This window comes from Pseudomonas sp. ZL2 (genome assembly GCF_054788455.1).
In genome coordinates this window covers 18,629-44,609 of the sequence record NZ_JBGOGX010000051.1, presented here as the reverse complement: position 1 = coordinate 44,609, position 25,981 = coordinate 18,629, and the positions used below count along the sequence as shown (strand labels likewise).

Genomic DNA, 25,981 nt, shown 5'->3' with positions numbered 1-25,981 from the left:
GCGGGGCCTTGCACCAGCAAAGAAGCACCCCGAGAGTGCTTCTGATGGCGCATCAGATCATGAAGCCGGACCGTATTTTTTCGACGTCACGAAGCCAGGCGCTACCCACTTTGGACCTTTGATAGGGTGGCCATTGTTATCCGTGGCGAATACGCCATCGGCAAACAGCTTCTCGAATGTACGTTGCAGCTCGCCACTCTTGATGACCTCGAACTTGTAATCCACGTACATCCGGTCAATGCGCGGATACGAAGATCCCGGAATCAATGCCGTCAGTACATCCGCTACCGACTCATTCAAGATAATGTCTTTGATAGTGCTCATTTCAAATTCCTCATTGCTTCCCTGTATTCCTGCCGGTCACCCGCCTCTTTGGCTTCCTGGGTATACAGCGGATTAGTCCGTTCATTGATGCTGTAATCTTCAAGCGTTGCCGTATGGGCATCGTTCCATACCGAACGATCTTCGTGACCGTCCTTGACGCCTAGCGCTCGATAACGCTCCAGTTCCCTGACTTCATGCGTGTAAAAGCGTTTGTCCGTATCAGTGACCGGAATCTCGCCGCGCAGGATCTTTTCCAAGCGATCAATCATGACATTGTTGGCATCAGAGGGTGCAAAACGCCCGGTGTGAAGCTTGACCTGCGCGAGCCCCGCCTGAGTGACCGATGCGCTCTTCCAATCCAGCTCCCGGACGGGGCCGCCCGCCTTGGCAGGGTTGTACTTTCGTCCGCTATGCACGCCGACAGTGGTGGCACCATCATAAGGCGAGCTGAACACACCATACAGTGGCGCCAATCCCGAGTCGGCCGGAAAGACGTAAATGCCGTCATGGATATCCAACGGGTTAAGCGCTGGAAAGACCTCACCCTCAACCTGGACCGGCGTCAGGGTAACCCCGTTGTAAACTGGAACGTCTACAGGTTTTGCCGGGGTACCCGTGGAGCTGTTGCCGGGCGATGCGATCGGAAAGCTCAGGGTGATTGGCGGCGTATCGGCGCTGGTGAACGTGTAGGCACTGCGCGCAGGATTGAGCGTCAGCATCCTGACCTTGACCTTCGGCGACAGGCCACCTGCCGAACCGGTCTTGACCACCGAGTACTGCGTACGGCTGCCAACCACCCGATACGGCAGGTCGACCGTACCGCCAGCAGCGGCGATCGCCGCCAGGTTCTGCGGCAGATTCGGCGCCAGGCTGCTGGCTGGAACGGTCAGCGAGGTCGACGGAAATCGGTCACTGTTGCCTAGCGAGGGTGAGTAAACCAGCAAACCGATACCCACGCCGGTGGCGCGATCGAGCACAACACCGGCTGCAGCTTGCAACAGTTTTATAGCACCCTGGATGGCGGCATCGAGGGTGAACTTCGAACCCGTGGCGAGGCCAATGGAACCTGCCACGGCACTGAGTTGGGCCTTGTTTCCGGCAACCGGCACCCGGAAGGTGTTGGCCGCGCGAATCGCCTCCTCGGCCGCCAGACGTGCCTGTTCCTCGGCTTTACGCTTGGCTTCGGCCAGACGCGCTTGCTCTTCGGCCTGACGCTTGGCTTCAGCCAGGCGCGCTTGCTCTTCAGCCTGGCGCTTGATTTCGGCCAGACGACGCGCCTCCTGTTCGGCCGCAACCCGCCGCGCCTCGGCTTCAGCAGCCTGAACCTGAGCCAGCCGCGCCGCCAGCGCAGCAGACTTGCGGTTGAGAATGGCGATGGCTTCGGCAAGGATCCTGGCCTGATAGGCGGCACTGTAAGAGTCGCCGAAGCTGTCTTGCTGAGCTTTGCCCAGCGCCGGGTACTGGCCCAGGTTCCAGCCCATTTCCCGAGCTACGATCTGCGCCTTTTGGGCATCCGTAAGCGTCAGCGGATCGCTGCCGGAATAAACCAGCGCCAAGGCCTGATAGGCACCGAGCAGGGCATTTTTTGTTTGAATCAGGCCATCTACCGTGCGCTTGGCGTTTTCGGTTTCGACCGAGGTCTGGTAAGTGGCCTCGTTGCGCACACCGGCTGCCTGCAACTCGCTTTCGGTATCAGTCGAAACTGTTGCCAACTTGGCCGAAAAGAAGGCTTTGAGTTTGCTCTCGATCGCACGCAGCGAGGAATACACCCGACCCCGTAAGTGCTGTTTGGTCAGCGACTGCAGCGCATCCGGCTGCTGAAGAATGGCGAGGTTGTAGCTCAAGTCCGCGTTGGGATCGTAGCCACCGCCCCCACCCGGACCGTAAATCTGTTCCCTACCGGTGATGATGATAGGGGGTAATACAAGGCTTCCTGGCATGTTTCTATCCTTTTACTGCTTGGACGTTTTCAATCAAGACATGGTTTTTGAACCCCGGTCGTTGGTTGGTCACCCTTCGTGGGCGACAAAACTACTGTATATTTGAACAGTATTATTTTACCAGCTCATTTTGCACATGATTCAACGGAAAGACGTTAAAGAGAAATACTCTCAAATGGAGCTGACTGTTGACGCATATCCAGTCGCCGCCGCCCCTCAGGTTTGCTAGCCTTGCGCTGTTTTTTCGCATGGACGCCCAGCTCAAATGATCCCCCTCCCAAGGCTGCTGCTCTCGCTCAGCCTGGCAACCCTGTTGCCCTGCGCCACTGTTGAAGCGGCCCTTCCCGTCAGTGTCTACCAAGGCACCCAGGGCGATACCGCCGTGGAAGTCGCCCTGACCTACGACGCCCAGCACCAGACCGTCGAGGGGTACTGGCTGGAGGCGCAGCGCCAGTGGCTGATCCCGCTTGAACGCACGCCCTACGACCATCGCTTGCCGCTGCTGATCAATCTCCTGGATAACCCGGACCTGCCATCCGCCGCGCTGCTGATTCAGCCTTTCGCCTTTAGCCACGACCGCGAACTGCGCGGAACCCGGGTGAACCTGCGCAACCGCGAGCGACAAGCGCTGGAGCTCAAGCGCGTTACGCGTTTCAGTGACCGCCGGGACGCCTCCTGGCAGGGCGAACTGCTGCAACTTCCGCTGGACGGGCGCAGGCTGTTTCGCGTGCACGCGCACAAGACCGCAGGCGAGTATGTCGGCACCGTCGACCGCATCACTATCCTCGATCGCACCAGCGGCCAGCCGGTGCAGGTCATCGACAACCTGGCGCTGTTCTTCCAGGGCAGCGCCAGCCTGAGCTTTGCCGACTTCAACGGTGATGGGGTGATCGATTTCAAAGCCACCCCGGTCGGGCAGCTGGCCAGCGGCGGTGCTGCCGGACAAGACCCGCAGTACTACGTCTACCAACCGGCGAGCAATCGCTACGAGCTCAAGACCGAGCAGCAAGCCAGGGAGCGCAACCGATGAACACCTTGGGCAAATGCCTGCTGGCCGCCGGGTTGCTTGGCCTGAGCCTCGGCACTCAGGCCTACCAGTCTGTTTATCAGGGCTCCCTGGGCAAGCAGGCGATCACCCTGGTGATCGAGAAAACCAATGACTACAAGCATGGGTTCTACTTCTATGATCGCTACCGCACGCCGATCCGCCTCAAGCGCTCGGTCAACAATGGACGCCAGTTATCCATGGATGAACTGGACAGCAGCGGTCTGCCCACGGCTCGCCTGAGGTTCTACAACCCCGACGACAACGGCGCCTCGAAGCCCATGCTCGGCACTTGGACGGCCTACGCCAATGCCAGGCAGCTACCCCTGGAGTTGCGCCTGGTGGCTGACTTCGGTCATCAGCAGGTCTGGCCGGCGGGCACCCCGTCGTTACCCCAGGCGGCATCTACCGAGCGCTTCTATTTCCAGATTCCGCTGGCCGACGACCACGACCGGGTGAAGACCATCGAGGTCATGGACAAGGCCAGCGGCAAACGCGTGCAAACCCTCGACGTAGGCCTGCCCGGTTGCTACAGCCAGGGTATCGACAGCGTCAAGGTACGTCTCGAAGGCGGCAGTACCCAGGTGCTGCTGGAAACCAACAGCTATTGCCTGGGCAAGGTGTTTGAATGGCGCGAGGCCAAGGGGCAGTTCGAAGCATTGAACTGAGCATCAGCTCGGGCAGGTGTGCTCGCCGTTGTTCAGGCCCTGCTTGTAATTGCGGCTGAGCAGGCTGGCCTTGCCATCGTGCCAGGTGAGGGTCAGCACATACATCGAGTCGAAATCCTCGCCATCCCAATCGTCGGTGATCACCCGTTTTTCACCCAGGGCCTTGCCGGCCACGGTGTTGATCAGTTCCGGCAGGTAGCCGTGGGACCAGGCGGTATAGACGGTGGCGTTGCGGTATTTATCCTGCAGCAGCTCGTCGGCCAGCTCGCCGGTGTCATTGGCGCCGAAGTCGATGTTCACCGGCAGGCCAAGCTTGATGGCGCTGGGACTGATGGTCATCAACGGGCGGATATAGCTGTAGGCGTCGTCCTTGCTGCCCTCTTCGACGTGCCGGGAGGGGTTGGCGGCAAACACATAATCGGCCTTGCCGAATTTCTCTGGCAGCAGCGTGGCCAGGTCCAGCGCCCGGTTGAGTCCCTGGCAATTGAGTTGCCCAAGGCCTTCACCGGGCTTTTCGGCGTGGCGCAGGAACACCAGGGTCTGTACACCGTCCATCGGTTCGGCGCGGCTTTCCACCGCCTCGACGGCCAGCAGGCCGACTCCGGCAAGCAGGGCAAGGGACAACGCAGCGTGACGGTGACGCTTGAACAGGGACGGCAACTTCATAGGGCTCTTCACAGCAAAAAGGGTTGAGGCTGACCCGCCTGTGCCCCCGCGGCCGAAGCCGCGGGGGAATCCCTGTCTGATGTTCCATCCGTGGAATCGGGCATGCTTCAGAGTACAAGAATGCCTTTTGGTTCGATCCCTGAGCGCTCGGCCCTGAGCCAGAGCCACTGTAGCGTGGTGATGTTGCTGAATTAAGACGGACGGCGCTCAATCGTCGCGGGTAAGGACTTCGAGCAGTTCGATCTCGAAGGTCAGATCGGCATTGGGCGGGATCTTGCCCATGCTGCGTTCGCCGTAAGCCAGATGCGCCGGCACCAGCAGCTTGCGTTTGCCGCCGACCTGCATGCCCATCAGGCCCTGGTCCCAGCCCTTGATCACCCGGCCGGTGCCGATCACGCACTGGAACGGTTTGCCGCGGCTGTGGGAAGAATCGAATTCGCTGCCGTCGGCGAGCCAGCCGGTGTAATGGGTAGTGATCAGCGCGCCCTTGACCACGGCCTTGCCATCGCCTGGCTGGATATCGATGATTTGCAGTTCGCTGCTCATGCTTGACCTCGTTGAAGCGGGATATGCCTTTAGTGGGCAGCGTTTTCGCAGGGTTGGCGGGGTTTTGCAAGGCCCATGACCATCATGGCATCGCGGGGCAAGCCCGCTCCCACACCGACCTCAGGCTGTCGCTGGCACCCTGCCCGGCTCATGCTGGCGCATCGACCAGCACACACCGCCGATCACCAGGACAATCGCCAGACCTTCCAGCAGGCTCGGGCCGCTCTGGCGCCAGATGAAGGCATAGAGCAAGGCAAACAGGGTCTCGAAGACAATCAACTGGCCGCTCAGGGTCAACGGCATGCGCTTGGACGCGGCATTCCACAACAACGCCGCCAGCCACGAGCCGAACACCGCGCAACCCAGGCTGTACAGCCAGAACAGCGTCCAGCGCTCAGGCGCCGCCTCGACCTGCAACTGGGTTGGCTGCCACAAGGCAAGCACCAGCACCAGTACCAGGCTCAACACCCCGGTCATCACCCCGCTGAGCACCGACCACTGGTGGCTGTCGAAATGCCCACACTGCTTGAGGTAGCGGCTGTTGTGCACCGCGTACCAGGTCCAGCAGGCCAGCGCGCCGAGGGCATAGAGCACACCGGCAAGCTTGTCGGCCAGTGCACCGGGTTCGACCGCAAAAGTCTGCAGGTTGATGCACAGCATGCCGGCGAGAATCAGGCCCAGCGGCAGGAGTAATTGCCGCAGCGTCACCCCGCCACTGTCGTGACGACCGTACAGGGTGATGGTCAACGGCAGCACGCCGACGATCAACGACGCCGGCGCCACGCCCAGGCGCTGGATTGCCGCCACCAGGCAGATGAAATACAGCAGATTGCCGATCAGGGCCAGGCGCCCGATCATCCACAGGTCGCTCAGGGTCAAGCGGCCCAGGGCCGTGCGCATGGGAATCGCCAGTACCAGGGTCACCAGGCCGAACAGGACAAAGCGCGCACAACTGAGCAGCACCGGGCTGAACTCCGGCAACAGCTGCGGCACCATCAGCACCAGCCCCCACATCGCACCGGCTACACCGGCGTAAGCCACACCCCGCTTCACTTGCCTGCTCCTGTTCAAAGAAGTGCGCAGGCTAACGCCAGGGCGCCGTTCCGACAAAAGATGATTTGGCATGCAGACATTCCCACAGGGAATACCTTTCATGCCGAAAGCATCGACCTTATGATTGAGGCATTCCCCAGACTGGACCCTAAGCATGAGCCGCTTCAGCCGTCACTTGCCGCCGCTGGACACCCTGATTGCCTTCGAAGCGGTGGTCCGCACCGGCAGCTTCACCCGCGCCGCCAGCGAGCTGTACCTGACCCAGAGCGCAGTGAGCAAACAGATCAAGGTGCTGGAAGAGCACCTCGGCGCGATCCTGTTCGAGCGCCGCGCCCGGGGTATCGCCCTGACGACAGCCGGTGAAGGCTTCAACGCCATTGTCGAACCCATGCTGGAAAGCCTGTTGAACAATGTGCTGCGCCTGAAAAGCGGCCACGGCAGCCGTAATGTCAGCGTCATCTGCACCCATGCGGTGGCCCAGTACTGGTTGTTCCCGCGCCTGCTGCGCTTCAACGAGCAGCACCCGGAGCTGACGGTGAACATTCACGCCAGCAACGAAATCAGCGAGAGCGATATCGGCAACTACGACTTCGGCATCCTCTATGGCCATGGCCACTGGAGTTCACTCAAGGCCAGCAAGTTGTTCGATGAGGCCATCTACCCGATTGCCAGCGTCAAACGTGCCCTGCCCGCAGTGCATTCACTGAGCGAGCTGCAGGCATTGCCGTTGATCCAACTGGACGCCTCGGCCTGGAACTGCCTGGACTGGCAGGACTGGTTCGGCCACCAGGGCTTGCGCTACCAGGCGCCGGCCAATGCGGTGACCTTCAACCAGGTCAACCTGGTGTTCGATGCGGTGATGCAGGGGATGGGTGTGGGGCTGGGCTGGGAGTTCATGGCCCGCGAGCGGATCGACAACGGCTTGATCCGCCAGGTGTCGGCGTTTGTCGTGCACACCGGCCAGGCCGACTACCTGGTGCACGACAAACAGGCCCTGCGCTCGCCGGCGGCGCAGGTGTTCGAGGATTGGCTGCTGACCCTCAGTTGAACAGCGCTTCGACCTGCGCGGCGGTCATTTCCTCGGTCCGGTTGGCAAAGCAGTAGTAGCCCGGTTTCTTGTCGACATACACCTGCAGATCGAAGATCCAGTCGGTATCGCCCTCCAGCACGCCGACCGACACCGCATCGAAATTGCCGGATTTCAGCCGGTACAACAGGTGCGTGCCACAGGTGCCACAGAAACCGCGCTGGGCCCAGTCAGATGAGTCATGGAACACCGGCTGGCCGCGGGTGAACTGCACCGGCTCAGCGCAATGCACCGACAGGAACGGCCCGCCGCCCCACTGCCGGCACATGCTGCAATGGCAGGCGTTGACGCTGGCTTTCTCCAGGCTGACGCTGAGTTTGACGGCGCCGCACAGGCAGCTGCCGTGTTTTTCCAGGGACATGGTCAAGGCTCCTTGCTGGGAGAGGTAGGCGGCAAGTCTAGCAGCTGTCAGCCGGTGACCGGGGTCAGCACCGGCTCGCCGGCAAAGAATGCCTGCAGGTTCTTCAGCACCAGTTGCACCGTGTCGCGCGCGGCCTCCGGCGACTGACCGGCGACATGCGGCGTCAGCACCACATTGGGCAAGGCCTTCAGGGTGACGGGCACTGCCGGTTCTTCATCGAACACATCCAGCGCCGCACCGGCTATCACCCCGTTTGCCAAGGCCTCGACCAGATCAGTGGTGCGAACCACGCTGGCCCGGGCGATGTTGACCAGAAAACCCTCTGCACCCAGGGCTTCAAGCACCGGCCTGTCGATCAGCTGGCGGGTATTGGCACCACCCGGGGTAGCGACGATCAGAAAATCCGATTCACGGGCTAATGCCAAGGGGCTGTCGCAGTAGTGATAGACCACATCGGTACGCGGGTTGCGGTTGTGATAGCTCACCTGCATGTCGAAGCCCTGCGCCGCACGCTTGGCAATCGCCAGGCCGACCGCGCCAAGGCCGAGAATACCCAGGCGCTTGCCGCTGACCGACGGGCTGATCACCCGGTTCCACTCGCCACGGCGGGTCGAGGCATCGGCACGGGGAATATCGCGCACAACCGCCAACAGCAAGGCCATGGCATGGTCAGCCACCGCCGTGGCATTGGCGCCAGCGCCGTTGGTCACGGTGATACCCTGCGCAGCGGCGGCCGCCAGATCGACCTGCTCGTAACCGGCGCCGATCACGCAGATGATTTTCAAGGCGGGCAAGGCAGCAATTTCATCGGCGTACAGGCCCAGCGGACCGCGGGTCAGTACCGCATCGATCTCGCTGCCATGACGGGCAATGGCCTCGGCACGCAAAGCCGGGGTCTGCGCGCGGATCAGGCGAAAACCGTTGCTCTCCAACAGGGGCAGGTAGGCGTCGACCGTTTCTACCAGCACCAGTACCGTCTGTGTCATGCCAAGCTCCCGGGCTATTCGCGAGGGGGCATTATGCGGACTTCAGGCTACTGGGCGAAAGCCCGGCCCAGACCGCCCGGCACGCCACTGCTGTCGGTTTCCTGCCAGGGACCGTTGAGGTTGGTCGACCAGCTCCAGCCGTTGTTCCAGCGGTAGTAGGTGCGCTGGCGGTAGAAGGTGTTGGGCTTGCCGTCGAGCACGTACACACCCAGGCGCGGGTCCCAGTGGCTGGCACCACCGGGCGGTGGTGCAAAGCTCGGTGAGGTGCGCTGTACCGGCTTGGGCACCGGGGTGACGGCCGGTTTGCTCGGCACCGCGCCCGGCTTGGGCGCAGGCTTGGTGCTCGGGCCAGGCGGCAGGGTCTCGATCGGCGGCGCGGTGGGTTCGGAGGGCTGATGAACGGTACATGCACTCAAGCCCACAACCAGGGAGAGAAAGGTCAGGCGTGCGATGCTGTTCATAGTCGGTCTCTTACTGGTCCGGGCTGTCGATGGTCAGGTGTTGCGCGGCGGTAGTGCTGCTGGCCAGCGGAGCACCCTTGCCAACCCATTCGCCCTGGGTCGGCTGGCCAGCGCGAGAGATGCGCGCAACCAGTTGGACTTCAGGGAAGCTCGACAGTTTCATGTTCGGCATCATCGCATCGCTGTCGCTCAACTCCACTTCGATCGGCAGCTGCGCCACGGTAACCCGCTTGGCCGCCAGCGGCATCGGCGGGCCGGAACTTGCACGGGCGAAGATGAACACGGTGTCGTCAGGCTTGACCTTGTCCTTGAGCGCCGCTGCCAGTTCCACCCGTACCTTCAGGCGTGCCGTGCCCTGCTCGGCAACTGCCGGTGCGGCCTTGCCCTCGCCAGCCTTGAGCTTTTCGCTGGCGCGTTCGATACCGCCCTGCAACGCTGCCCGCGAGGCGTCGCCTTCAGGCAGTTGTACCAGCAGGCGGTTCCAGTAGTCGATGGCTTGCTGGTAGTGCTCGGACTCAAACGCAGCGATGCCGAGCAGGCCGAGGCTGGTGACTTCGTTCGCGTCGGCCTTGAGCGCTTCGTCGGTCAGGGCCTGGGTCTGGGCGTTCCACTGCTTGTTGTTGGCAAAGTACAACGCCTGGGCCCACTGTCCGAGCAGCTCCGGCTCACGCCCGGCAACCGCCACGGCGCGCTCGAAGACCTTGGCGGCATCGGCAGGACGCTCCTGGGCCATGTAGGCACGACCGAGGAAGTACAGGCCTTCGGCCGAGTCCGGCTGGGCCTGCACCGCCAGCTCCAGGCGGCGGGTCATTTCTTCCATGGACTGCGGCGCCTTGGCAAATTGCTGGGTCAGCTCGACCTGCTCGCTGGCACCGAAATGCAGGTACAGGCCCAGGCCCATCAACGGCACCAGCACCGCCGCCAGCAGCGGCAAGGGTTTGCCCAGGCGACCCAGGCGCTGCGGTTCGACGCCCTCGGTATCGGCCAGCAGCTCGCGCGCGGCCTCATCGCGGCCTTTGCCGAACTGCTCGGCATCGAGCACCCCGGCGGCCTGCTGGGCAGCCAGCTCGGCAACGCGTTCCTGGTACAGGGCAACGTTGAGGGCGGTGCGGTCTTCTTCCTGTTGCGCACGACGGCTGCGCAACACCGGGATCAGCAAAAAGCTCAGGGCCACCAGCAACAGCAGGCCTGCAGCAAGCCAGAAATCAGTCATGGGTCTGTTCTTTGTCCAGCAATTTGGCGAGGCGCTCACGCTCCTCGGGGGAAAGGTCGGCGCTGCCTGCAGCTGCCTGGCCACGGCGCTTGCGCACAATCAGCGCAAGCACGGTAAAGCCGCCCAGCAGCAACACGCCCGGGCCGAACCACAGCAGCCAGGTACGAGCACTCAGGGCGGGCTTGTAGCGGACGAAGTCACCGTAGCGATCAACCATGAAATCGACGATCTGCTGGTTGCTCTTGCCTTCGCCGAGCATGCGGAAGATCTCCCGACGCAGGTCGGCGGCGATCGGCGCATTGGAGTCGGCGATGTCCTGGTTCTGGCACTTGGGGCAGCGCAGTTCCTTGGTCAACTCGTGATAACGCTCACGTTCCGCCTCATCGGCAAACTGGTAGGTGTCGATTGCCGCCTGGGTCACCCCGGCCAGGCTCAGGCCGAGTACGGCGGCTGCCAGCCAGCGCTTCATGGCTTGGCCTCATCGACCAGGCTCTGGTACTGCGGCGCCAGTTGCTCGCGCCAGACGGTGGCGTCGACCACGCCTACGTGCTTGTAGCGGATGATGCCCTTGGCGTCGATCAGGAAGGTTTCCGGCGCGCCGTACACCCCCAGGTCCAGGCCCAGGCTGCCCTGCTCGTCACGGATATCCAGCTGGTACGGGTTGTGGAACTCGGCCAGCCATTTCAGTGCGGCGGCGTTGTCGTCCTTGTAGTTGACCCCGTGGATCACCACGCCCTGCTCGGCCAGCTTGTTCAGGTACGGATGCTCGATCTTGCACGACGGGCACCAGGTGGCCCAGACGTTGACCAGCGCCGGCTTGCCGAGCAGGTCGGCCTCGGTCAGCGGTTTGCCGTCTACCGACGCCAGGGCAAAGGCCGGGAACGGCTTGCCGATCATCGCCGAGGGCAGTTCGCTCGGGTCGAGGAACAGGCCGCGATAGAGAAACACCGCCACCAGCAGAAACACCGCCAGCGGCAGCACCATGATCCAACGCTTCATGCAGTTGCTCCAGACATGCCCAGTGCCTCACGCACGCGGGTTTTCACCTTGACGCGATAACGACCATCCAGTGCTGCCAGCAAGCCGCCCAGGCCGGTCAGCAAACCACCCAGCCAGATCCAGCGCACGAACGGCTTGACGTGCACCCGCACCGCCCAGGCGCCGTTATCCAGCGGCTCACCGAGGGCAACATAGAGGTCACGGGTGAAACCGGCATCGATACCGGCTTCTGTCATCATCGACTGCTGCACGGTGTACAGGCGTTTTTCCGGGTGCAGGACGCTGATCTCGCGGCCATCCTCGACCACTCGCACGGTGCCCTTGTCGGAAGTGAAGTTCGGCCCTTCGAAGTGCTTGGCGCCTTCGAAAATGAACTGGTAGCCGGCCAGTTCCACCGACTCGCCCGGTGCCAGGCGCAGGTCGCGTTCGGCGCTGTTGTTGCTCGACAGCACCACGCCCAGGGCGCACACCGCCAGGCCCAGGTGCGCCACCTGCATGCCCCAGTAGCTGCGGCTCAGGCCGCGCAGGCCCTTGAACAGGCCTTTGTGGCGGGTCTTGTCGAGGATGTCGCGGGCACCGGCGAGGATGACCCACGCGGCCAGGGCAAAGGTGGCCAGCACCTGCCAGTCGAAATCGTCGACCAGAAAGCCGCCGATCGGCGCCAGCACGGCGCTGGCGATCAGCACCGGGGTGAGCATGCCCAGCAGCCATTGGCTCGGGGTGTCTTTCCAGCGCACGATCACGCCCACCGCCATCACCACCATCAGCACCGCCATCAACGGAATGAACAGTGCATCGAAGTACGGCGGGCCGACCGACAGCTTGGCGCCGGTCAGGGCGTCGAGGATCAACGGGTACAGGGTGCCCAGGAGGATCATCGAAGCCGCCACCACCAGCACCAGGTTGTTGGCCAGCAGCAGGGTTTCCCGCGACCACAGGGCAAAGCCGACCTGGCTCTTGACCACCGGTGCACGCAGGGCAAACAGGGTCAGTGAACCACCGACCACGAACAACAGGAAAATCAGGATGAAGATGCCGCGCTCGGGGTCGGAGGCGAAGGCATGCACCGAGGTCAGTACCCCGGAACGGACCAGGAAGGTCCCCAGCAGGCTCAGGGAGAACGCGGCGATCGCCAGCAATACCGTCCAGCTTTTGAACACGCCGCGCTTCTCGGTGACCGCCAGCGAGTGAATCAGCGCGGTGCCCACCAGCCAGGGCATGAACGAGGCGTTTTCGACCGGGTCCCAGAACCACCAGCCACCCCAGCCCAACTCGTAGTAAGCCCACCAGGAACCGAGGGTGATACCGATACCCAGGAAGGCCCAGGCGACGATGGTCCACGGCCGCGACCAGCGGGCCCAGGCGGCGTCCAGGCGGCCGCCGAGCAAGGCGGCAATGGCGAAGGCAAAGGCTACCGAAAAGCCCACGTAGCCCATGTACAGCATCGGCGGATGGACGATCAGGCCAATGTCCTGGAGCAGCGGGTTGAGGTCGGCGCCGTCGCTTGGCACCTGCGGCAGCAGGCGTTTGAACGGGTTGGAGGTGATGATCAGGAACGACAGGAAGCCGACGCTGATCATGCCCATCACCGCCAGCACCCGCGCCAGCATCACCTGCGGCAATTGCCGGGAGAAGATCGACACGGCAAAGGTCCAGCCGCCGAGGATCATCGCCCAGAGCAGCAGCGAGCCTTCGTGGGCGCCCCACACGGCGCTGAACTTGAAGTACCAGGGCAAGGCACTGTTGGAGTTGTTGGCGACATAGGCGACCGAGAAGTTGTCGGTCATGAAGGCGTGGGTCAGGCAGGCGAAGGCGAACGCCAAAAAGGCGAACTGGCCCCAGGCTGCCGGGCGCGCCAGGCTCATCCACAGGCTGTCGCCGCGCCAGGCGCCGAGCAGCGGGATGGTGGCCTGGACGCAAGCGAAACAGATCGCCAGGATCATCGCCAGCTGGCCCAGTTCAGGAATGATCAGTGCCGCATTCATGGCTTGGCTCCAGCATCGGTGGCGGCCTGGCCGCTTTCCTTGAGGGCTTTGGTGACTTCCGGCGGCATGTATTTCTCGTCGTGCTTGGCCAGCACTTCATCGGCCACCACCACGCCTTCGGCATTGAGCTTGCCCAGGGCGACGATACCCTGCCCTTCGCGGAACAGGTCCGGGAGGATGCCGCGGTAGGTGATAGGCACCGACTTGCTGAAGTCGGTGACCACAAAGCGCACGTCCAGCGAGTCACCGGAGCGTTGCAGCGAGCCTTTCTCGACCATGCCGCCAGCGCGGATGCGGGTGTCCAGCGGCGCTTCGCCATTGGCGATCTGGGTCGGGGTATAGAACAGGTTGATGTTCTGCTGCAGGGCGCTCAGGGCCAGGCCCACGGCGATGCCAATCCCGGCCAGCAGGCCGAGGATGATGAACAGACGCTTTTTACGCTGCGGATTCACGGTTTGTTCTCCCGGCGCAGACGGCGCGCCTGTTCTTGCAGGTAACGGCGCTTGGCGCGCACGGGCGCGGCGACGTTGAAGGCCAGCACCAGCAGGCAGATGCCGTAGGCCGACCAGACGTACAGGCCGTGATGGCCCATGGCGAGAAAATCACTGAAGGAGGTAAAGCTCATCGTGCCATCTCCCGACCCAGGCTGTTCAATACCTCCTCCTTGACCCAGCTGGCGCGCGCCTCGCGCTTGAGCACTTCAAGGCGCATGCGCAGCAACAGCACGGCGCCGAAGAAGCAGTAGAAGCCCAGTACCGTCAGCAGCAGCGGCAGCCACATCTCGGCAGGCATCGCCGGTTTTTCGGTGAGGGTGAAGGTGGCGCCCTGGTGCAGGGTGTTCCACCACTCCACCGAATACTTGATGATCGGGATGTTGATCACCCCGACGATGGCCAGCACCGCGCAGGCCTTGGCCGCGCTCTCACGATTGCTGATTGCATGGCTCAGGGCAATGAGACCGAAGTACAGAAAAAGCAGGATCAGCATCGACGTCAGTCGTGCATCCCAGACCCACCAGCTGCCCCAGGTCGGCTTGCCCCAGATGGCGCCGGTGACCAGCGCCACGGCGGTCATCCAGGCACCGATGGGCGCCGCGCACTGCAGGGCGACGTCGGCGATTTTCATCTTCCACACCAGGCCCACCACTCCGGCGACCGCCAGCATCACATAGCAGGACTGGGCGAGCATCGCCGCCGGCACGTGGATGTAGATGATCCTGAAGCTGTTACCTTGCTGGTAGTCCTGGGGCGCGAAGGCCAGGCCCCAGACCACGCCGATGCCGATCAGCAGGATGGCGGCAATAGCCAGCCACGGCAGCATCCGCCCGCTGATGGAATAGAACCATTTGGGTGAACCCAGTTTGTGAAACCACGTCCAGCTGATTGCGCTGCTTTTCATCACGGTACATCCAGGGTCTTTGCTGGGCAGGGCCCAGACCTCATTATTCGCCGACGCTGATCTTCAGGCCAGCCGCTATTGCAAAGGGTGCCAGAGTTACTGCCAGGGCGGTCAGGCTGCCAAGCCAGAGCAGATAACCGGTTGCCGGCATAGCTTGCAATGCCGCCTGCAAGGCGCCACTGCCCAGGATCAATACCGGGATATATAACGGCAAAATAAGTAGCGCCAGCAGCAGGCCGCCACGTTTCAAGCCGACTGTCAGGGCTGCACCCACAGCGCCCAACAGGCTCAGTACCGGGGTACCGAGCAAAAGCGATGCCAGCAGTACCGGCAGGCACGCCGCAGGCAAACCTAGCATCAGTGCCAGCAAGGGTGCCAACAATACCAGTGCCAGGCCGGAAAAGGCCCAGTGTGCCAGTACTTTTGCCAGCACCAGAAGAGGCAGGGGGTGCGACGAAAGGACCCACTGCTCCAGCGACCCATCCTCGAAATCACTGCGGAAAAGCCCGTCCAGCGAGAGCAGAACCGATAAAAGCGCGGCGACCCAGACCAGTCCCGGAGACAAGGTTTGCAACAATTGAGTCTCCGGACCGACCGCCAACGGGAACAGGGCGACGACGATGGCGAAGAACACCAACGGATTGGCAAGCTCTGCCGGACGTCGGCACAGCAGACGCGCTTCACGACGCAACAACAGTACAAACACACTCATGCGGCCCACTGCCCCAGGTTCAGTTCACGGTAACCGGACGGCTTGCGTTCCAGCGTGTGGTGGGTGGTCAGCACAACCATGCCGCCCTGCTCGCAATGGGCGGCCAGGTGCGCTTCGAGCTGGGCCACGCCCTGCTTGTCGAGGGCAGTGAAGGGTTCGTCGAGAATCCACAGCGGCGGGCTGTCCAGGTACAGTCGGGCCAGGGCCACGCGGCGTTGCTGGCCGGCCGACAGGGTATGGCAGGGGACGTCTTCGAAACCGCGCAGGCCGACCGCTTCCAGGGCCGTGCGGATTGCCGCCGGCGCGGCCGGGCGATGCAGGGCGCAGAGCCAGGCGAGGTTCTCTTCGGGGCTGAGGACATCCTTGATGCCGGCCGCGTGGCCGATCCACAAGAGGATGCGCGCCAGTTCGTTGCGTTGTTCAGCCAAAGGCTTGCCGCTGAGGAGAATCTGCCCGGCGGTCGGGCTCATGAGGCCGGCCATCAAGCGCAGCAGGCTGGTTTTGCCGCTGCCGTTGGGGCCGCTGATCTGCAGCATGTCGCCTGCGCCCAGGTGCAATTCGAGGTTTTCGAAGAGCATTCGCCAGTCGCGCTCGCAGGCCAGGCCCACGGCTTGGAGATGAGGGGTCACGGTTTCGCCTTATGCTTGGGATGCCTGTCTCAAGTCGGTCCCGGCCTTGCCGTTATACTGGCAACGACGATGTGGCCCGGCCGCGCTGATCGCCAAAGATCGGGCGGCATTATACATGTGATGTCCTACTGCAAAGAGGGCTATTTCAACAGGTTGCGAGCGGATGACAGGCGAAATCAACAACCTTGCTGCACAGATTCCGGCCAACCCGCAGCTGCGCTCGGCGATGACCGGTGAGCTGCTGCGCCTGCTGCAACCGCAACAGGCCTTGCTGGCCCCGGGCGAAACCGCCAAGGCCGAGGTATTGGCCCTGCGCCAGGTCGGCCAGGACTTCCAGATGCTGCTCAAGCTGACCCAGGACAACGGCAAGCAGACCAACATCCAGGCCAGCAGCACCCTGCCCCTGGCCCAGGGCAGCCAACTGGCGGTGAGCCAGAGCAGCAGCGCCAACCTGACCATCACCGTGCAGCAGGCCATCGCCAGCAGCGTGGCCACCCTGACCCGCATCGACACCCGCGAACTGCCTGTTGGCACCCTGCTGCAAGGCAAGGTCGTGACCAGCCAGGCGCTCCCTCAGAACCCTGGTCAACTGGCCCAGTTCCGCTCGCTGGTGACCTTGCTCGGCGGCCCTCAGGCCGGCGCCACCCTGGCCATCGACAGCCCGCGCCCGCTGCCGGTGGGCAGCCTGCTCAGCGCTCGGGTGCAAAGTGATCAATCGCTGAGCTTCGTACCGCTCAGCGGGCGCCAGGAGCAACTGGCGATTACCCAGCAGCTAAGCACCCAGCAGAGCCGCCAGGCGTCCCTGCAAGGCTTGCTCGCGACCCTGCAACAATTGCGCAACGACAATAGCCAAACGGGCGAAGTGCGCGCCACGGTAGACAAGCTGCTGGCCAGCCTGCCGGACATCCGCCAGCTCAGCGACCCCAAGGGCCTGGCACAGGCCTTGAGCAACAGCGGCGTGTTTCTTGAGGCCAAGCTGCTGGCCGGGCTGCCCGTTGCGCTTGCACCCGACCTTAAAGCCCAAGTGGTGCGCCTGGTGGCGCAACTGCTGCCGGGGCTACCCGGCAACGCCACGTTCAACCCGGCTGCCGCCGCCAGCACCCTGGCCCAGGTCATGCCCGGCATGGTCCGCAATGCCCTGGGCATGCTCGGCCAGGTCAGCCCGCGGCCACATCCCGGTGGCTTTCCCCTGCCCTCGCGCTTGTTGCAGAGCCAGGACGGCGAAGGTGACCTTGAGCATTTGCTGCGCCTGGCCGCTGCGGCCATATCGCGCCTGCAAAGCCATCAGCTGGCAAGCCTGGAACAGACCGGCACCACCGCCGATGGCAACCTGCAGACCACCTGGCAACTGGAGATCCCGCTGCGCACCGGCCAGGACTTCATGCCGCTACAGATGAAACTGCAGCGCGAAGAAACCCCCGAGCAGCAAGGCGACCCGGAGCGCGAACGCCGCGACCCGCTGGAAATGCTCTGGCGCATCGAGCTGTCCTTCGACCTGCATCCGCTGGGGCCGCTGCAGGTACAGGCGCAGATCAGCCAGGGCAGCCTGTCCAGCCAGCTCTGGGCCGAACTGCCGAGCACCGCACAATTGATCGAAAGCCAGCTCGGCCACCTGCGCGAACGCCTGCTGGCGCGGGGCCTGAACGTCACCGAACTGCACTGCCATCACGGCACACCGCCCCAGGGGCCGCGCACGCACCTGGAACAAAGATGGGTGGATGAACAGGCATGATTGATAAGACTCCACGCCAGGCCATTGCCCTGACCTACGACGGCCAGCAGGCCCCGACCCTTAGCGCCAAGGGCGACGACGAGCTGGCCGAGGCAATCCTGGCGATTGCCCGCGAGCACGAAGTGCCGATCTATGAAAATGCCGAACTGGTGCGCCTGCTGGCGCGCATGGAACTGGGCGATCAGATTCCCGAGGCCCTGTACCTGACCATCGCCGAAATCATCGCCTTTGCCTGGCAGCTCAAGGGCAAGGTGCCGGTGGGGTTTGTCGATGAAGGGCCGCAGGAGCGCGATATCACCCCCACCGATCTGAGATTGCCGGGTACCTGAAAGCATCGCGGGGCAAGCCCGCTTGTATGGGAAGACTTGAAGGGATTGTGCAAAACCTGTGGGAGCTGGCTTGCCAGCGATGAGGCCGGTATAGCCAGCACACCAGGCAGTGACTGGATCACGACCGCTGCGCGGTCGATCGCCGGCAAGGCCGGCTCCCACAGGCCGCGATTGATTTCAGCTGCGGTGCAACTTGCTCATCAACTCCGCCTCAGCCTGGGTCAAACCGCAGGACTGGGTCAGTTCATCAACGCTGGCACCCATGCCCACCAGCCGCGCCGCTTGCGCGAACGACAGGCTGTTGGGGTCACGCTGTTCCAGTTGCAGGAGCTTGTCCGGCAAGGGCGCAACCACCGCCCGCAGCTCGTGCAGGGCTTCACCCATGCGCACGCTGCCGTTCTGGTAGTCGTCCAGGCGTTTGCCCAGGTCCTTGATGCGCTGGTCACGCACAGCATCGCCCTGGGCCTGTTGCGCGGCCAGCTCACGCTGGCGCTTGCTGTAGTTCAGGAAGAACCACAGGCTGACCGCCCACAGCAGCGCCAGAAATATGACTGCAACCTCGAGGATCAACTCAGATGTTCTCCAGCTCGGACCACTCTTCCTCGGTCATCATCTTGTCCAGCTCGACCAGGATCAGCAGTTCGTTGTTCTTGTTGCACACGCCCTGGATGAACTTGGCCGATTCCTCGTTGCCGACATTCGGCGCGGTCTCGATTTCCGACTGACGCAGGTAAACCACTTCAGCGACGCTGTCGACCAGGATGCCGACCACTTGCTTGTCGGCCTCGATGATGACAATACGGGTATTGTCGGTGATCTCGCTCGACAGCAGGCCGAAGCGCTGGCGGGTGTCAATCACGGTGACCACGTTACCGCGCAGGTTGATGATGCCCAGCACGTAGCTCGGGGCACCCGGGACCGGGGCGATCTCGGTGTAGCGCAGGACTTCCTGCACCTGCATCACGTTGATGCCGTAGGACTCGTTGTCCAGCTTGAAGGTCACCCACTGCAGGATCGGATCTTCGGAACCTTGTGCAGACGATTTTTTCATTCCCCTATCCCTCAAAATCCGCCATCGGCGGAGTGCTCAGTGCGGTCGCGGCAGATGCGGCCGATTATTTATGGGTGCTGTGCAGCTGCTTGACCGCACCGCTGGCGATCAACTCGGCCAGTTCGGCGACGTCGAGCAACGCGCACATGTGTTCGATAACGGTGCCAGCCAGCCAAGGCCGTTGGCCACGCTGGCTGCGCCATTTGATTTCGTTGGGGTCCAGGCGCAGCGAACGGCTGACCTGATGTACCGCCAGGCCCCATTCGTAGCCCTGGACCGAAATCACGTACTGCAAGCCCTGGCGAAAATCATCCCGGTAACGATCGGGCATGACCCAGCGGGCGGTGTCCAGGACCTTGAGGTTGCCGCTCTGGCTCGGCAGGATGCCGAGGAACCAGTCAGGCTGGCCGAACAACGGTGTCAATTCGTGGCCCGCCAACGAGTAGATCGAGCCAAGGCACACCAGCGGTACCGCCAGGGTCAGCCCCGCGACGTCGAACAACAGGCATTCGAACGGCTCGGCGGCCCAGGCCGGACGGCCGTCGATCGTGGCCGGCGGTACCGGTTGATTCGGTGCCGGCGGCAGGTGCACATCCACCAGTGGCTCGATCGGCGCAACCTGGGCGACCTCGACCGCAGGCTCAGGCTCAGGCTCAGGCACTTCGACCACGGGCTCGACCACCGGCGGCAAGGTCAGCGGCAACACCGACCGTGGCGGCTCGGCAAACGGCAGTGGCGCAGGCGTCACGACCGCCTGGGCTGCGACCTGGGCATCACGGGCCTGCTCTTCACGTACCGCCGCCTGGAACTCGTCCGGCTCGACCGATACCGGCACTGCCTCATCGAGTTCTTCGGTGGCCTCCTGCAGCAAGCCATCGAGGTAGCTCTGCAGGGCCATTTGTGGCCGGCTGGCAAGCTGTTGAGGGCGATTCATCAGGCCACCTGCAAGGCAAGGTTCTGCGTCAGCAGGTGCTTGAGCAAGGCCCGGTAAGCCACCACGCCGCGGCTCTTGCCGTCGAATTGCGAGGGCGTCTGCCCGGCCCGGCTGGCATCACGCAGGCGCGTGTCGACCGGGATATAGCCTTGCCAGATATGTTCGGGGTAAGCGTCGCGCAGCACCCGCAAGGTGCCCATGGAGGCCTGGGTGCGGCGGTCGAACAGGGTCGGCACGATGTGATAGGGCAAGGCCTGCTTGCGCGAGCGGTTGACCATCGCCAGGGTGCTGACCATGCGCTCCAGGCCCTTGACCGCCAGGTACTCGGTCTGCACCGGGATCACCAGCTGCTGGCTGGCCGCCAGGGCATTGACCATCAGCACGCCGAGCAACGGCGGGCTGTCGATGATGGCGTAGTCGAAATCCTGCCACAGCTGCGCCAGAGACTTGGCGATCACCAGGCCCAGGCCACTCTGGCCCGGCGACTGGCGCTCGAGCACGGCCAGGGCGGTACTCGAGGGCAACAGCGAGATCTTCTCGTCGCTGGTCGGCAGCAGCAACTGCCCGGGCAAGCCTTCGGGCACCGTGCCCTTGTGCAGGAACAGGTCGTAGCAGCTGTGCTCCAGCGCATCGGGGTTATGCCCGAAATAGCTGGTCATCGACCCGTGCGGGTCGAGGTCGACGACAACCACGCGCTTGCCCGCCTCGGCCAGCAGGCCGGCCAGGGCGATGGACGTGGTGGTCTTGCCGACTCCACCTTTTTGATTGGCTACTGCCCAGACTCTCATTGCGTTGCTTCCTCCCGGTACGGCAGCCTGCCCTGCCGGGATCGGTTATAGGGTCGGTGACGGGGAATTGACGCGTTTGTCGCCCACCGTCGGTGCTACCGCAGCCGGTGCAGTTTGTGTGCCAGCCCGCTTCATGGCCGCATCCGGAGTGGCATTGGCGCTGCCAGTACCGGTCAGGCTGCGGCGTACTTCCAGGTTGCGCGAGATCACCAGCACCACCCGTCGGTTGCGCGCGCGACCTTCAGCGGTGTCATTGCCGGCGATCGGCTGAAACTCGCCATAGCCGACCGAGGCCATGCGCGCCGGATTCACTCCTTCCATCGCCAACAGGCGGACGATGCTCGCCGCCCGCGCCGACGACAGCTCCCAGTTGGTCGGGTACTGCGCCGTGCGGATCGGCAGGTCATCGGTAAAGCCTTCGACATGCACCGGGTTGGCGAACGGCCTGAGGATATTGGCCACCTTCTCGATGATGTTGAACGCCACATCGCTAGGCATGGCGTCGCCGCTGCCGAACAACAGCGAGGAATTGAGTTCGATCTCGACCCACAGCTCGTTGCCGCGCACGGTCATCTGGTCGGACTTGATCAGGTCGCCGAAGGCGTCGCGTACGTCATCGGTGATGGTCTTCAACGGGTCGCTGCTGGTTTGTGCCAGGCCTGCGTCGACCTGTTCACTGTCCTTGATCAACGGCTCGGCCGGCTTGACGCTGAGCGGGCGCTCGTCGCCGATGGGGATCGGCTTCATGCTCCGCTCGGGGTCGTTGAACACGCCGATCAGGGCCTGGGAAATGACCTTGTACTTGCCCTCGTTGATCGAGGAGATCGAATACATGACCACGAAGAAGGCGAACAGCAAGGTGATGAAGTCGGCGTAGGACACCAGCCAGCGTTCGTGGTTTTCATGCTCTTCGGGTTGTCGACGGCGCGCCATGTGTTACTCCATGAAGCCCTGAAGCTTCAGCTCGATCGAGCGCGGGTTTTCGCCCTCGGCGATCGACAGCAAACCTTCCAGGAGCATTTCCCGGTAGCGCGATTGACGCAGGGCCAGGGCTTTGAGCTTGTTGGCGATCGGCAGCAGGATCAGGTTGGCACTGGCCACGCCATAGATCGTGGCGACGAACGCCACGGCAATGCCGCTACCCAATTGCGACGGATCGGCCAGGTTGCCCATCACATGGATCAGGCCCATCACCGCACCGATGATACCGATGGTCGGCGCATAGCCGCCCATGCTCTCGAACACCTTGGCGGCCTGCACATCACGGCTTTCCTGGGTGTAGAAATCCACCTCGAGGATGCTGCGGATGGCTTCGGGTTCGGCGCCGTCGACCAGCAACTGCAGGCCTTTGCGCGCATACGGGTCCGGCTCGGCATCGGCGACCCCTTCAAGGCCCAGCAGGCCTTCCTTGCGCGCGGTCAGCGACCAGTTGACTACCCGGTCGATACCGCCGGCCAGGTCGATCCGTGGCGGGAAGAGGATCCAGCGCACGATCTGCAGCGCGCGCTTGAAGGCGCTCATGGGCGACTGCAGCAAAGCTGCCGCCAGGGTACCGCCAATTACGATCAGCGCCGCCGGGCCATTGAGCAGCGCCGACAGGTGACCGCCCTCGAGGTAGTTGCCGCCGACGATGGCGACAAACGCCAGGATGATCCCGATAAGGCTCAAGACATCCATCAGACGCAGGCCTCGACCAGGTGCTTGCCGATCTCGTCCAGGCCGTAGACGGCGTCGGCCAGGTTGGCTTTGACGATGGCCATGGGCATGCCGTAGATCACGCAGCTGGCTTCATCCTGGGCCCACACCGTGCTGCCGCCCTGCTTGAGCAGGCGTGCGCCTTCCCGACCGTCGGCGCCCATGCCGGTGAGCACCACCGAGAGCACCTTGTCGCCATAGGACTTGGCCGCCGAGCCGAAAGTGATGTCCACGCACGGCTTGTAGTTCAGGCGCTCATCGCCCGGCAGGATCTTCACCGTGCCGCGGCCGTCGACCATCATCTGCTTGCCGCCAGGGGCCAGCAGGGCCAGGCCCGGGCGCAGCATGTCGCCGTCTTCGGCTTCCTTGACGCTGATCTTGCACAGTTTGTCGAGGCGCTCGGCAAAAGCCTTGGTGAACGCCGCCGGCATGTGCTGGATCAGCACGATCGGCGCCGGAAAGCTGGCCGGCAACTGGGTCAGGACCCGCTGCAGGGCAACCGGGCCGCCGGTGGAAGTGCCGATGGCGACCAGCTTGTACGGCTTGCGCTTGGGCGCAGGCGACGTGCTGGCTGCCGCTGCGCTGGTACGTACCGGGGCTGCGGCGCGCGGCGCGGGCGTGCTGCCCAGGCTGCTGACGCTTGGCTGCGCGGCCGGCGCCGGAGCCGGGGTTGGCGCCGGGCTTGCGTAGGCACTGAAACGACGGTTGCTACGGGAAATGGTATGGACCTTTTCGCACAGCAACTGCTTGACCTTCTCCGGGTTGCGCGAGATGTCTTCGAAGTTCTTCGGCAGGTAATCGACCGCACCGGCATCCAGGGCATCGAGGGTGACGCGCGCGCCTTCGTGAGTCAGCGAGGAGAACATCAGCACCGGGGTCGGGCAACGCTGCATGATGTGACGCACGGCGGTGATGCCATCCATCATGGGCATTTCGTAGTCCATGGTGATGACATCGGGCTTGAGCGACAGCGCTTGGTCGATCGCTTCCTTGCCGTTGGTCGCGGTACCGACGACCTGGATAGTCGGGTCCGCTGAAAGAATTTCCGAGACACGGCGGCGGAAGAAACCGGAATCATCCACCACCAGGACCTTGACTGCCATAAACACTCCATTAGGGGGCGCGGCGTAACGCCGCGCCACCAGAATCAAATACGCCGGGCGGCGTAACGCTTGAGCATGCTCGGTACGTCGAGGATCAGCGCAATGCGCCCGTCACCGGTGATGGTGGCGCCCGACATGCCCGGGGTGCCCTGGAGCATCTTGCCCAGCGGCTTGATGACCACTTCTTCCTGGCCTACCAGTTGATCGACGACGAAGCCGATCCGCTGGGTACCGACCGAAAGGATCACCACATGGCCTTCGCGCTGCTCTTCATGAGCGGCGGAGCTGACCAGCCAGCGCTTGAGGTAGAACAGCGGCAAGGCCTTGTCACGCACGATCACCACTTCCTGGCCGTCGACCACGTTGGTGCGCGACAGGTCGAGGTGGAAAATCTCGTTGACGTTGACCAGCGGGAAGGCGAACGCCTGGTTGCCAAGCATGACCATCAGGGTCGGCATGATCGCCAGGGTCAGTGGCACCTTGATGACGATCTTCGAGCCCAGGCCCTTGGTCGAGTAGATGTTGATCGAGCCGTTGAGCTGGGAAATCTTGGTTTTCACCACGTCCATACCCACGCCACGCCCGGACACATCGGAAATCTCGGTCTTGGTCGAGAAGCCCGGGGCGAAGATCAGGTTGTAGCACTCGGTCTCGCTCAGGCGATCGGCCGCGTCCTTGTCCATCACTCCGCGCTTGACCGCGATGGCGCGCAACACGTCGGCGTCCATGCCCTTGCCGTCATCGGAGATCGACAGCAGGATATGGTCGCCTTCCTGTTCGGCCGAGAGCACCACCTTGCCGCCACGGGACTTGCCCGAGGCCTCGCGCTCTTCCGGGGTCTCGACACCATGGTCGACGGCGTTGCGCACCAAGTGCACCAGCGGGTCGGCCAGGGCTTCGACCAGGTTCTTGTCGAGGTCGGTCTCTTCACCGACCAGTTCCAGGTTGATTTCTTTCTTCAGCTGCCGGGCCAGGTCGCGAACCAGGCGCGGGAAGCGCCCGAAGACCTTCTTGATCGGCTGCATGCGGGTTTTCATCACCGCGGTCTGCAGGTCGGCCGTCACCACGTCGAGGTTCGACACAGCCTTGGACATGGCCTCATCGCCACTGTTCAGGCCCAGGCGCACCAGGCGGTTACGCACCAGCACCAGCTCGCCGACCATGTTCATGATCTCGTCGAGACGTGCGGTATCGACCCGTACGGTGGTCTCGGTTTCGCTGGCCGGGTGCTTCTCGGCAGCCGGTGCGGCCTGGCGCGCAGGCGCCGCTGCCGCAGCCTTTGCCGCCGGGGCGGGCGCGGCGGCAGGAGCAGCGGCCTTGGCGGCAGGTGCCGGCGCAGGCTTGACCGCAGCTTTGGCTGGCGCTGCGGTGGCGGCAGGCGCTGCAGTGACAACGGCATCCGGGACGAACTTGCCCTTGCCGTGCAGCTCGTCGAGCAGCGCTTCGAACTCGTGCTCGGAGATATGATCGCCGCCTGCCGCAGGCGCAACGGCCTCGGCAGGTGCACTCGCGGCGCCCGGCAGTGCATCGACGGCAAAGTTACCCTTGCCGTGCAACTGATCGAGCAGTGCTTCGAACTCATCGTCGGTGATGTCACCACTGGCGTCACCGCCTGCGGCGGCTGCAACGGGCGCTTCAGCTGCGGCACCGAGGCTGTCGGCGGCGAACTGGCCCTTGCCGTGCAACTGGTCGAGCAGCGACTCGAACTCGGCGTCGGTGATTTCGTCACTGGCCGGCTCGGTCACCTGGGCCTCGGCTTCGGCCTTGACCGCATTGAGCGAATCGAGCAGCTGTTCGAATTCGGTATCGGTGATATCCGCTTCGGCCTCGGCCGCTGGCGTTTCAACCACCTCCGGTTCAGGTGCAGCAACCTCGTCTTCCCCGGCAGGCTCGGCCAGGCGCGACAGCGCCGCCAGCAGCTCAGGGGTGGCCGGGGTGATATCGGTGCGCTCGCGCACCTGGCCGAACATGCTGTTGACCGTGTCCAGGGCTTCCAGGACCACGTCCATCAGTTCGGCATCAACGCGCCGGGCACCCTTGCGCAGGATGTCGAACACGTTTTCGGCGATATGGCAGCACTCCACCAGCTCGTTGAGCTGGAGGAAGCCGGCGCCCCCTTTTACAGTGTGAAAACCGCGAAAAATTGCATTGAGCAAATCGGCATCATCCGGACGGCTTTCCAGCTCGACCAGTTGCTCGGACAGTTGCTCAAGAATTTCGCCGGCTTCTACCAGGAAATCCTGAAGGATTTCTTCATCGGCGCCGAAGCTCATTAA

General features: G+C 63.3%; 30 protein-coding genes. 5 read left to right on the top strand and 25 right to left on the bottom strand.

Going from position 1 to position 25,981, the window contains the following annotated elements:
• Nucleotides 1-57 precede the first annotated feature (57 nt).
• The gene (locus tag ABM562_RS23600) at nucleotides 58-324 is read right to left on the bottom strand and encodes an immunity protein (protein WP_115088042.1); all 267 of its coding nucleotides are present in this window, start codon (nucleotides 322-324) and stop codon (nucleotides 58-60) included.
• Nucleotides 321-2,264, bottom strand: coding sequence for an S-type pyocin domain-containing protein (locus tag ABM562_RS23595; RefSeq protein WP_460423513.1), 1,944 nt, complete (start codon nucleotides 2,262-2,264; stop codon nucleotides 321-323). The genes ABM562_RS23600 and ABM562_RS23595 overlap by 4 nt, the downstream gene beginning before the upstream one ends.
• Nucleotides 2,265-2,529: 265 nt before the next feature.
• Here ABM562_RS23595 and ABM562_RS23590 point away from each other — a divergent pair, with 265 nt between their 5' ends.
• Nucleotides 2,530-3,294, top strand: coding sequence for a hypothetical protein (locus ABM562_RS23590; protein ID WP_460423511.1), 765 nt, complete (start codon nucleotides 2,530-2,532; stop codon nucleotides 3,292-3,294).
• Nucleotides 3,291-3,977, top strand: a complete 687-nt coding sequence (locus tag ABM562_RS23585) for a hypothetical protein (RefSeq protein ID WP_115088045.1) — start codon at nucleotides 3,291-3,293, stop codon at nucleotides 3,975-3,977. The genes ABM562_RS23590 and ABM562_RS23585 overlap by 4 nt, the downstream gene beginning before the upstream one ends.
• A 3-nt stretch (nucleotides 3,978-3,980) precedes the next feature.
• Here ABM562_RS23585 and ABM562_RS23580 read toward each other — a convergent pair whose 3' ends face one another.
• The 3 genes from ABM562_RS23580 to ABM562_RS23570 form a co-directional block, all read right to left on the bottom strand.
• Nucleotides 3,981-4,643, bottom strand: coding sequence for a histidine phosphatase family protein (locus tag ABM562_RS23580; RefSeq protein WP_115088046.1), 663 nt, complete (start codon nucleotides 4,641-4,643; stop codon nucleotides 3,981-3,983).
• Between the two features lie 207 nt (nucleotides 4,644-4,850).
• Nucleotides 4,851-5,189: an FKBP-type peptidyl-prolyl cis-trans isomerase gene (locus ABM562_RS23575; protein WP_115088047.1), complete on the bottom strand. Its 339-nt coding sequence runs from the start codon at nucleotides 5,187-5,189 to the stop codon at nucleotides 4,851-4,853.
• 120 nt (nucleotides 5,190-5,309) lie between these two features.
• Nucleotides 5,310-6,242, bottom strand: coding sequence for a DMT family transporter (locus ABM562_RS23570; RefSeq protein ID WP_460423509.1), 933 nt, complete (start codon nucleotides 6,240-6,242; stop codon nucleotides 5,310-5,312).
• A gap of 154 nt (nucleotides 6,243-6,396) precedes the next feature.
• Between ABM562_RS23570 and ABM562_RS23565 the strand changes: the two genes are divergently transcribed.
• Nucleotides 6,397-7,290 (top strand): LysR substrate-binding domain-containing protein, encoded by an 894-nt coding sequence (locus tag ABM562_RS23565; protein WP_134063565.1) that lies wholly within the window; start codon nucleotides 6,397-6,399, stop codon nucleotides 7,288-7,290.
• Here ABM562_RS23565 and ABM562_RS23560 read toward each other — a convergent pair.
• From ABM562_RS23560 to ccmA, 12 genes are read right to left on the bottom strand one after another with little or no spacing between them, the layout of a single operon-like run.
• A complete protein-coding gene (locus tag ABM562_RS23560; RefSeq protein WP_134063567.1) occupies nucleotides 7,283-7,690 on the bottom strand; it encodes a GFA family protein in 408 nt (135 codons plus the stop codon). The genes ABM562_RS23565 and ABM562_RS23560 overlap by 8 nt on opposite strands.
• A gap of 47 nt (nucleotides 7,691-7,737) precedes the next feature.
• Complete coding sequence (locus ABM562_RS23555; RefSeq protein WP_460423507.1) at nucleotides 7,738-8,676, bottom strand: 2-hydroxyacid dehydrogenase; 939 nt, start codon at nucleotides 8,674-8,676, stop codon at nucleotides 7,738-7,740.
• Between the two features lie 47 nt (nucleotides 8,677-8,723).
• Nucleotides 8,724-9,137, bottom strand: a complete 414-nt coding sequence (locus ABM562_RS23550; protein ID WP_460423505.1) for a hypothetical protein — start codon at nucleotides 9,135-9,137, stop codon at nucleotides 8,724-8,726.
• 10 nt (nucleotides 9,138-9,147) lie between these two features.
• On the bottom strand, nucleotides 9,148-10,350 hold the full coding sequence (gene ccmI, locus ABM562_RS23545; RefSeq protein WP_115088052.1) for a c-type cytochrome biogenesis protein CcmI: 1,203 nt from the start codon (nucleotides 10,348-10,350) through the stop codon (nucleotides 9,148-9,150).
• On the bottom strand, nucleotides 10,343-10,819 hold the full coding sequence (locus ABM562_RS23540) for a cytochrome c-type biogenesis protein (RefSeq protein ID WP_115088053.1): 477 nt from the start codon (nucleotides 10,817-10,819) through the stop codon (nucleotides 10,343-10,345). Before ABM562_RS23540 ends, ccmI begins: the two co-directional genes overlap by 8 nt.
• Nucleotides 10,816-11,349 carry a DsbE family thiol:disulfide interchange protein gene (locus ABM562_RS23535; protein ID WP_115088054.1) on the bottom strand — a complete coding sequence of 178 codons (534 nt, stop codon included), beginning with the start codon at nucleotides 11,347-11,349 and terminating at the stop codon, nucleotides 10,816-10,818. Before ABM562_RS23535 ends, ABM562_RS23540 begins: the two co-directional genes overlap by 4 nt.
• Nucleotides 11,346-13,319, bottom strand: a complete 1,974-nt coding sequence (locus ABM562_RS23530) for a heme lyase CcmF/NrfE family subunit (RefSeq protein WP_460423582.1) — start codon at nucleotides 13,317-13,319, stop codon at nucleotides 11,346-11,348. Before ABM562_RS23530 ends, ABM562_RS23535 begins: the two co-directional genes overlap by 4 nt.
• 11 nt (nucleotides 13,320-13,330) lie before the next feature.
• Complete coding sequence (ccmE, locus tag ABM562_RS23525) at nucleotides 13,331-13,786, bottom strand: cytochrome c maturation protein CcmE (RefSeq protein ID WP_115088056.1); 456 nt, start codon at nucleotides 13,784-13,786, stop codon at nucleotides 13,331-13,333.
• Complete coding sequence (ccmD, locus tag ABM562_RS23520) at nucleotides 13,783-13,959, bottom strand: heme exporter protein CcmD (RefSeq protein WP_115088057.1); 177 nt, start codon at nucleotides 13,957-13,959, stop codon at nucleotides 13,783-13,785. Before ccmD ends, ccmE begins: the two co-directional genes overlap by 4 nt.
• Nucleotides 13,956-14,732 (bottom strand): heme ABC transporter permease, encoded by a 777-nt coding sequence (locus ABM562_RS23515; protein ID WP_038996353.1) that lies wholly within the window; start codon nucleotides 14,730-14,732, stop codon nucleotides 13,956-13,958. Before ABM562_RS23515 ends, ccmD begins: the two co-directional genes overlap by 4 nt.
• Before the next feature lie 43 nt (nucleotides 14,733-14,775).
• Nucleotides 14,776-15,444, bottom strand: coding sequence for a heme exporter protein CcmB (ccmB, locus tag ABM562_RS23510; RefSeq protein ID WP_026001415.1), 669 nt, complete (start codon nucleotides 15,442-15,444; stop codon nucleotides 14,776-14,778).
• Complete coding sequence (gene ccmA, locus ABM562_RS23505; RefSeq protein ID WP_115088058.1) at nucleotides 15,441-16,073, bottom strand: cytochrome c biogenesis heme-transporting ATPase CcmA; 633 nt, start codon at nucleotides 16,071-16,073, stop codon at nucleotides 15,441-15,443. Before ccmA ends, ccmB begins: the two co-directional genes overlap by 4 nt.
• Nucleotides 16,074-16,236: 163 nt before the next feature.
• Here ccmA and fliK point away from each other — a divergent pair, with 163 nt between their 5' ends.
• Complete coding sequence (gene fliK, locus ABM562_RS23500) at nucleotides 16,237-17,805, top strand: flagellar hook-length control protein FliK (RefSeq protein ID WP_460423501.1); 1,569 nt, start codon at nucleotides 16,237-16,239, stop codon at nucleotides 17,803-17,805.
• Nucleotides 17,802-18,134 carry an EscU/YscU/HrcU family type III secretion system export apparatus switch protein gene (locus ABM562_RS23495; RefSeq protein WP_233673977.1) on the top strand — a complete coding sequence of 111 codons (333 nt, stop codon included), beginning with the start codon at nucleotides 17,802-17,804 and terminating at the stop codon, nucleotides 18,132-18,134. Before fliK ends, ABM562_RS23495 begins: the two co-directional genes overlap by 4 nt.
• Before the next feature lie 177 nt (nucleotides 18,135-18,311).
• Here ABM562_RS23495 and ABM562_RS23490 read toward each other — a convergent pair whose 3' ends face one another.
• From ABM562_RS23490 to ABM562_RS23455, 8 genes are all read right to left on the bottom strand, one after another.
• Nucleotides 18,312-18,704: a DUF2802 domain-containing protein gene (locus tag ABM562_RS23490; RefSeq protein WP_010225042.1), complete on the bottom strand. Its 393-nt coding sequence runs from the start codon at nucleotides 18,702-18,704 to the stop codon at nucleotides 18,312-18,314.
• Between the two features lies 1 nt (nucleotide 18,705).
• A complete protein-coding gene (locus tag ABM562_RS23485; protein WP_010225041.1) occupies nucleotides 18,706-19,185 on the bottom strand; it encodes a chemotaxis protein CheW in 480 nt (159 codons plus the stop codon).
• 64 nt (nucleotides 19,186-19,249) lie between these two features.
• Nucleotides 19,250-20,119, bottom strand: a complete 870-nt coding sequence (locus tag ABM562_RS23480; RefSeq protein ID WP_115088061.1) for a CheW domain-containing protein — start codon at nucleotides 20,117-20,119, stop codon at nucleotides 19,250-19,252.
• Nucleotides 20,119-20,907, bottom strand: a complete 789-nt coding sequence (locus tag ABM562_RS23475; protein WP_010225035.1) for a ParA family protein — start codon at nucleotides 20,905-20,907, stop codon at nucleotides 20,119-20,121. Before ABM562_RS23475 ends, ABM562_RS23480 begins: the two co-directional genes overlap by 1 nt.
• 45 nt (nucleotides 20,908-20,952) lie before the next feature.
• The gene (motD, locus tag ABM562_RS23470; protein ID WP_115088062.1) at nucleotides 20,953-21,840 is read right to left on the bottom strand and encodes a flagellar motor protein MotD; all 888 of its coding nucleotides are present in this window, start codon (nucleotides 21,838-21,840) and stop codon (nucleotides 20,953-20,955) included.
• Nucleotides 21,841-21,843: 3 nt separating this feature from the next.
• Nucleotides 21,844-22,584 (bottom strand): flagellar motor protein, encoded by a 741-nt coding sequence (locus ABM562_RS23465; RefSeq protein ID WP_115088063.1) that lies wholly within the window; start codon nucleotides 22,582-22,584, stop codon nucleotides 21,844-21,846.
• Entirely contained in the window at nucleotides 22,584-23,705 is a 1,122-nt protein-coding gene (locus ABM562_RS23460; RefSeq protein ID WP_460423497.1) for a protein-glutamate methylesterase/protein-glutamine glutaminase, read from the bottom strand. Before ABM562_RS23460 ends, ABM562_RS23465 begins: the two co-directional genes overlap by 1 nt.
• Nucleotides 23,706-23,749: 44 nt before the next feature.
• Nucleotides 23,750-25,978: a chemotaxis protein CheA gene (locus ABM562_RS23455; protein WP_460423496.1), complete on the bottom strand. Its 2,229-nt coding sequence runs from the start codon at nucleotides 25,976-25,978 to the stop codon at nucleotides 23,750-23,752.
• Nucleotides 25,979-25,981: the final 3 nt, after the last annotated feature.

What these genes read in the sequence shown, in the direction of transcription:
- ABM562_RS23595 (WP_460423513.1), bottom strand. Translation starts at nt 2,264, where the DNA reads ATGCCAGGAAGCCTTGTATTACCCCCTATCATCATCACCGGTAGGGAA.
- ABM562_RS23515 (WP_038996353.1), bottom strand. Translation starts at nt 14,732, where the DNA reads ATGAAAAGCAGCGCAATCAGCTGGACGTGGTTTCACAAACTGGGTTCA.
- ABM562_RS23560 (WP_134063567.1), bottom strand. Translation starts at nt 7,690, where the DNA reads ATGTCCCTGGAAAAACACGGCAGCTGCCTGTGCGGCGCCGTCAAACTC.
- ABM562_RS23540 (WP_115088053.1), bottom strand. Translation starts at nt 10,819, where the DNA reads ATGAAGCGCTGGCTGGCAGCCGCCGTACTCGGCCTGAGCCTGGCCGGG.
- fliK (WP_460423501.1), top strand. Translation starts at nt 16,237, where the DNA reads ATGACAGGCGAAATCAACAACCTTGCTGCACAGATTCCGGCCAACCCG.
- ABM562_RS23580 (WP_115088046.1), bottom strand. Translation starts at nt 4,643, where the DNA reads ATGAAGTTGCCGTCCCTGTTCAAGCGTCACCGTCACGCTGCGTTGTCC.
- ABM562_RS23465 (WP_115088063.1), bottom strand. Translation starts at nt 22,584, where the DNA reads ATGGATGTCTTGAGCCTTATCGGGATCATCCTGGCGTTTGTCGCCATC.
- ABM562_RS23600 (WP_115088042.1), bottom strand. Translation starts at nt 324, where the DNA reads ATGAGCACTATCAAAGACATTATCTTGAATGAGTCGGTAGCGGATGTA.
- ABM562_RS23555 (WP_460423507.1), bottom strand. Translation starts at nt 8,676, where the DNA reads ATGACACAGACGGTACTGGTGCTGGTAGAAACGGTCGACGCCTACCTG.
- ABM562_RS23455 (WP_460423496.1), bottom strand. Translation starts at nt 25,978, where the DNA reads ATGAGCTTCGGCGCCGATGAAGAAATCCTTCAGGATTTCCTGGTAGAA.
- ABM562_RS23550 (WP_460423505.1), bottom strand. Translation starts at nt 9,137, where the DNA reads ATGAACAGCATCGCACGCCTGACCTTTCTCTCCCTGGTTGTGGGCTTG.
- ccmB (WP_026001415.1), bottom strand. Translation starts at nt 15,444, where the DNA reads ATGAGTGTGTTTGTACTGTTGTTGCGTCGTGAAGCGCGTCTGCTGTGC.
- ABM562_RS23480 (WP_115088061.1), bottom strand. Translation starts at nt 20,119, where the DNA reads ATGAATCGCCCTCAACAGCTTGCCAGCCGGCCACAAATGGCCCTGCAG.
- ABM562_RS23585 (WP_115088045.1), top strand. Translation starts at nt 3,291, where the DNA reads ATGAACACCTTGGGCAAATGCCTGCTGGCCGCCGGGTTGCTTGGCCTG.
- ABM562_RS23495 (WP_233673977.1), top strand. Translation starts at nt 17,802, where the DNA reads ATGATTGATAAGACTCCACGCCAGGCCATTGCCCTGACCTACGACGGC.
- ABM562_RS23590 (WP_460423511.1), top strand. Translation starts at nt 2,530, where the DNA reads ATGATCCCCCTCCCAAGGCTGCTGCTCTCGCTCAGCCTGGCAACCCTG.
- motD (WP_115088062.1), bottom strand. Translation starts at nt 21,840, where the DNA reads ATGGCGCGCCGTCGACAACCCGAAGAGCATGAAAACCACGAACGCTGG.
- ABM562_RS23485 (WP_010225041.1), bottom strand. Translation starts at nt 19,185, where the DNA reads ATGAAAAAATCGTCTGCACAAGGTTCCGAAGATCCGATCCTGCAGTGG.
- ABM562_RS23565 (WP_134063565.1), top strand. Translation starts at nt 6,397, where the DNA reads ATGAGCCGCTTCAGCCGTCACTTGCCGCCGCTGGACACCCTGATTGCC.
- ABM562_RS23535 (WP_115088054.1), bottom strand. Translation starts at nt 11,349, where the DNA reads ATGAAGCGTTGGATCATGGTGCTGCCGCTGGCGGTGTTTCTGCTGGTG.
- ABM562_RS23475 (WP_010225035.1), bottom strand. Translation starts at nt 20,907, where the DNA reads ATGAGAGTCTGGGCAGTAGCCAATCAAAAAGGTGGAGTCGGCAAGACC.
- ccmI (WP_115088052.1), bottom strand. Translation starts at nt 10,350, where the DNA reads ATGACTGATTTCTGGCTTGCTGCAGGCCTGCTGTTGCTGGTGGCCCTG.
- ABM562_RS23575 (WP_115088047.1), bottom strand. Translation starts at nt 5,189, where the DNA reads ATGAGCAGCGAACTGCAAATCATCGATATCCAGCCAGGCGATGGCAAG.
- ccmD (WP_115088057.1), bottom strand. Translation starts at nt 13,959, where the DNA reads ATGAGCTTTACCTCCTTCAGTGATTTTCTCGCCATGGGCCATCACGGC.
- ABM562_RS23460 (WP_460423497.1), bottom strand. Translation starts at nt 23,705, where the DNA reads ATGGCAGTCAAGGTCCTGGTGGTGGATGATTCCGGTTTCTTCCGCCGC.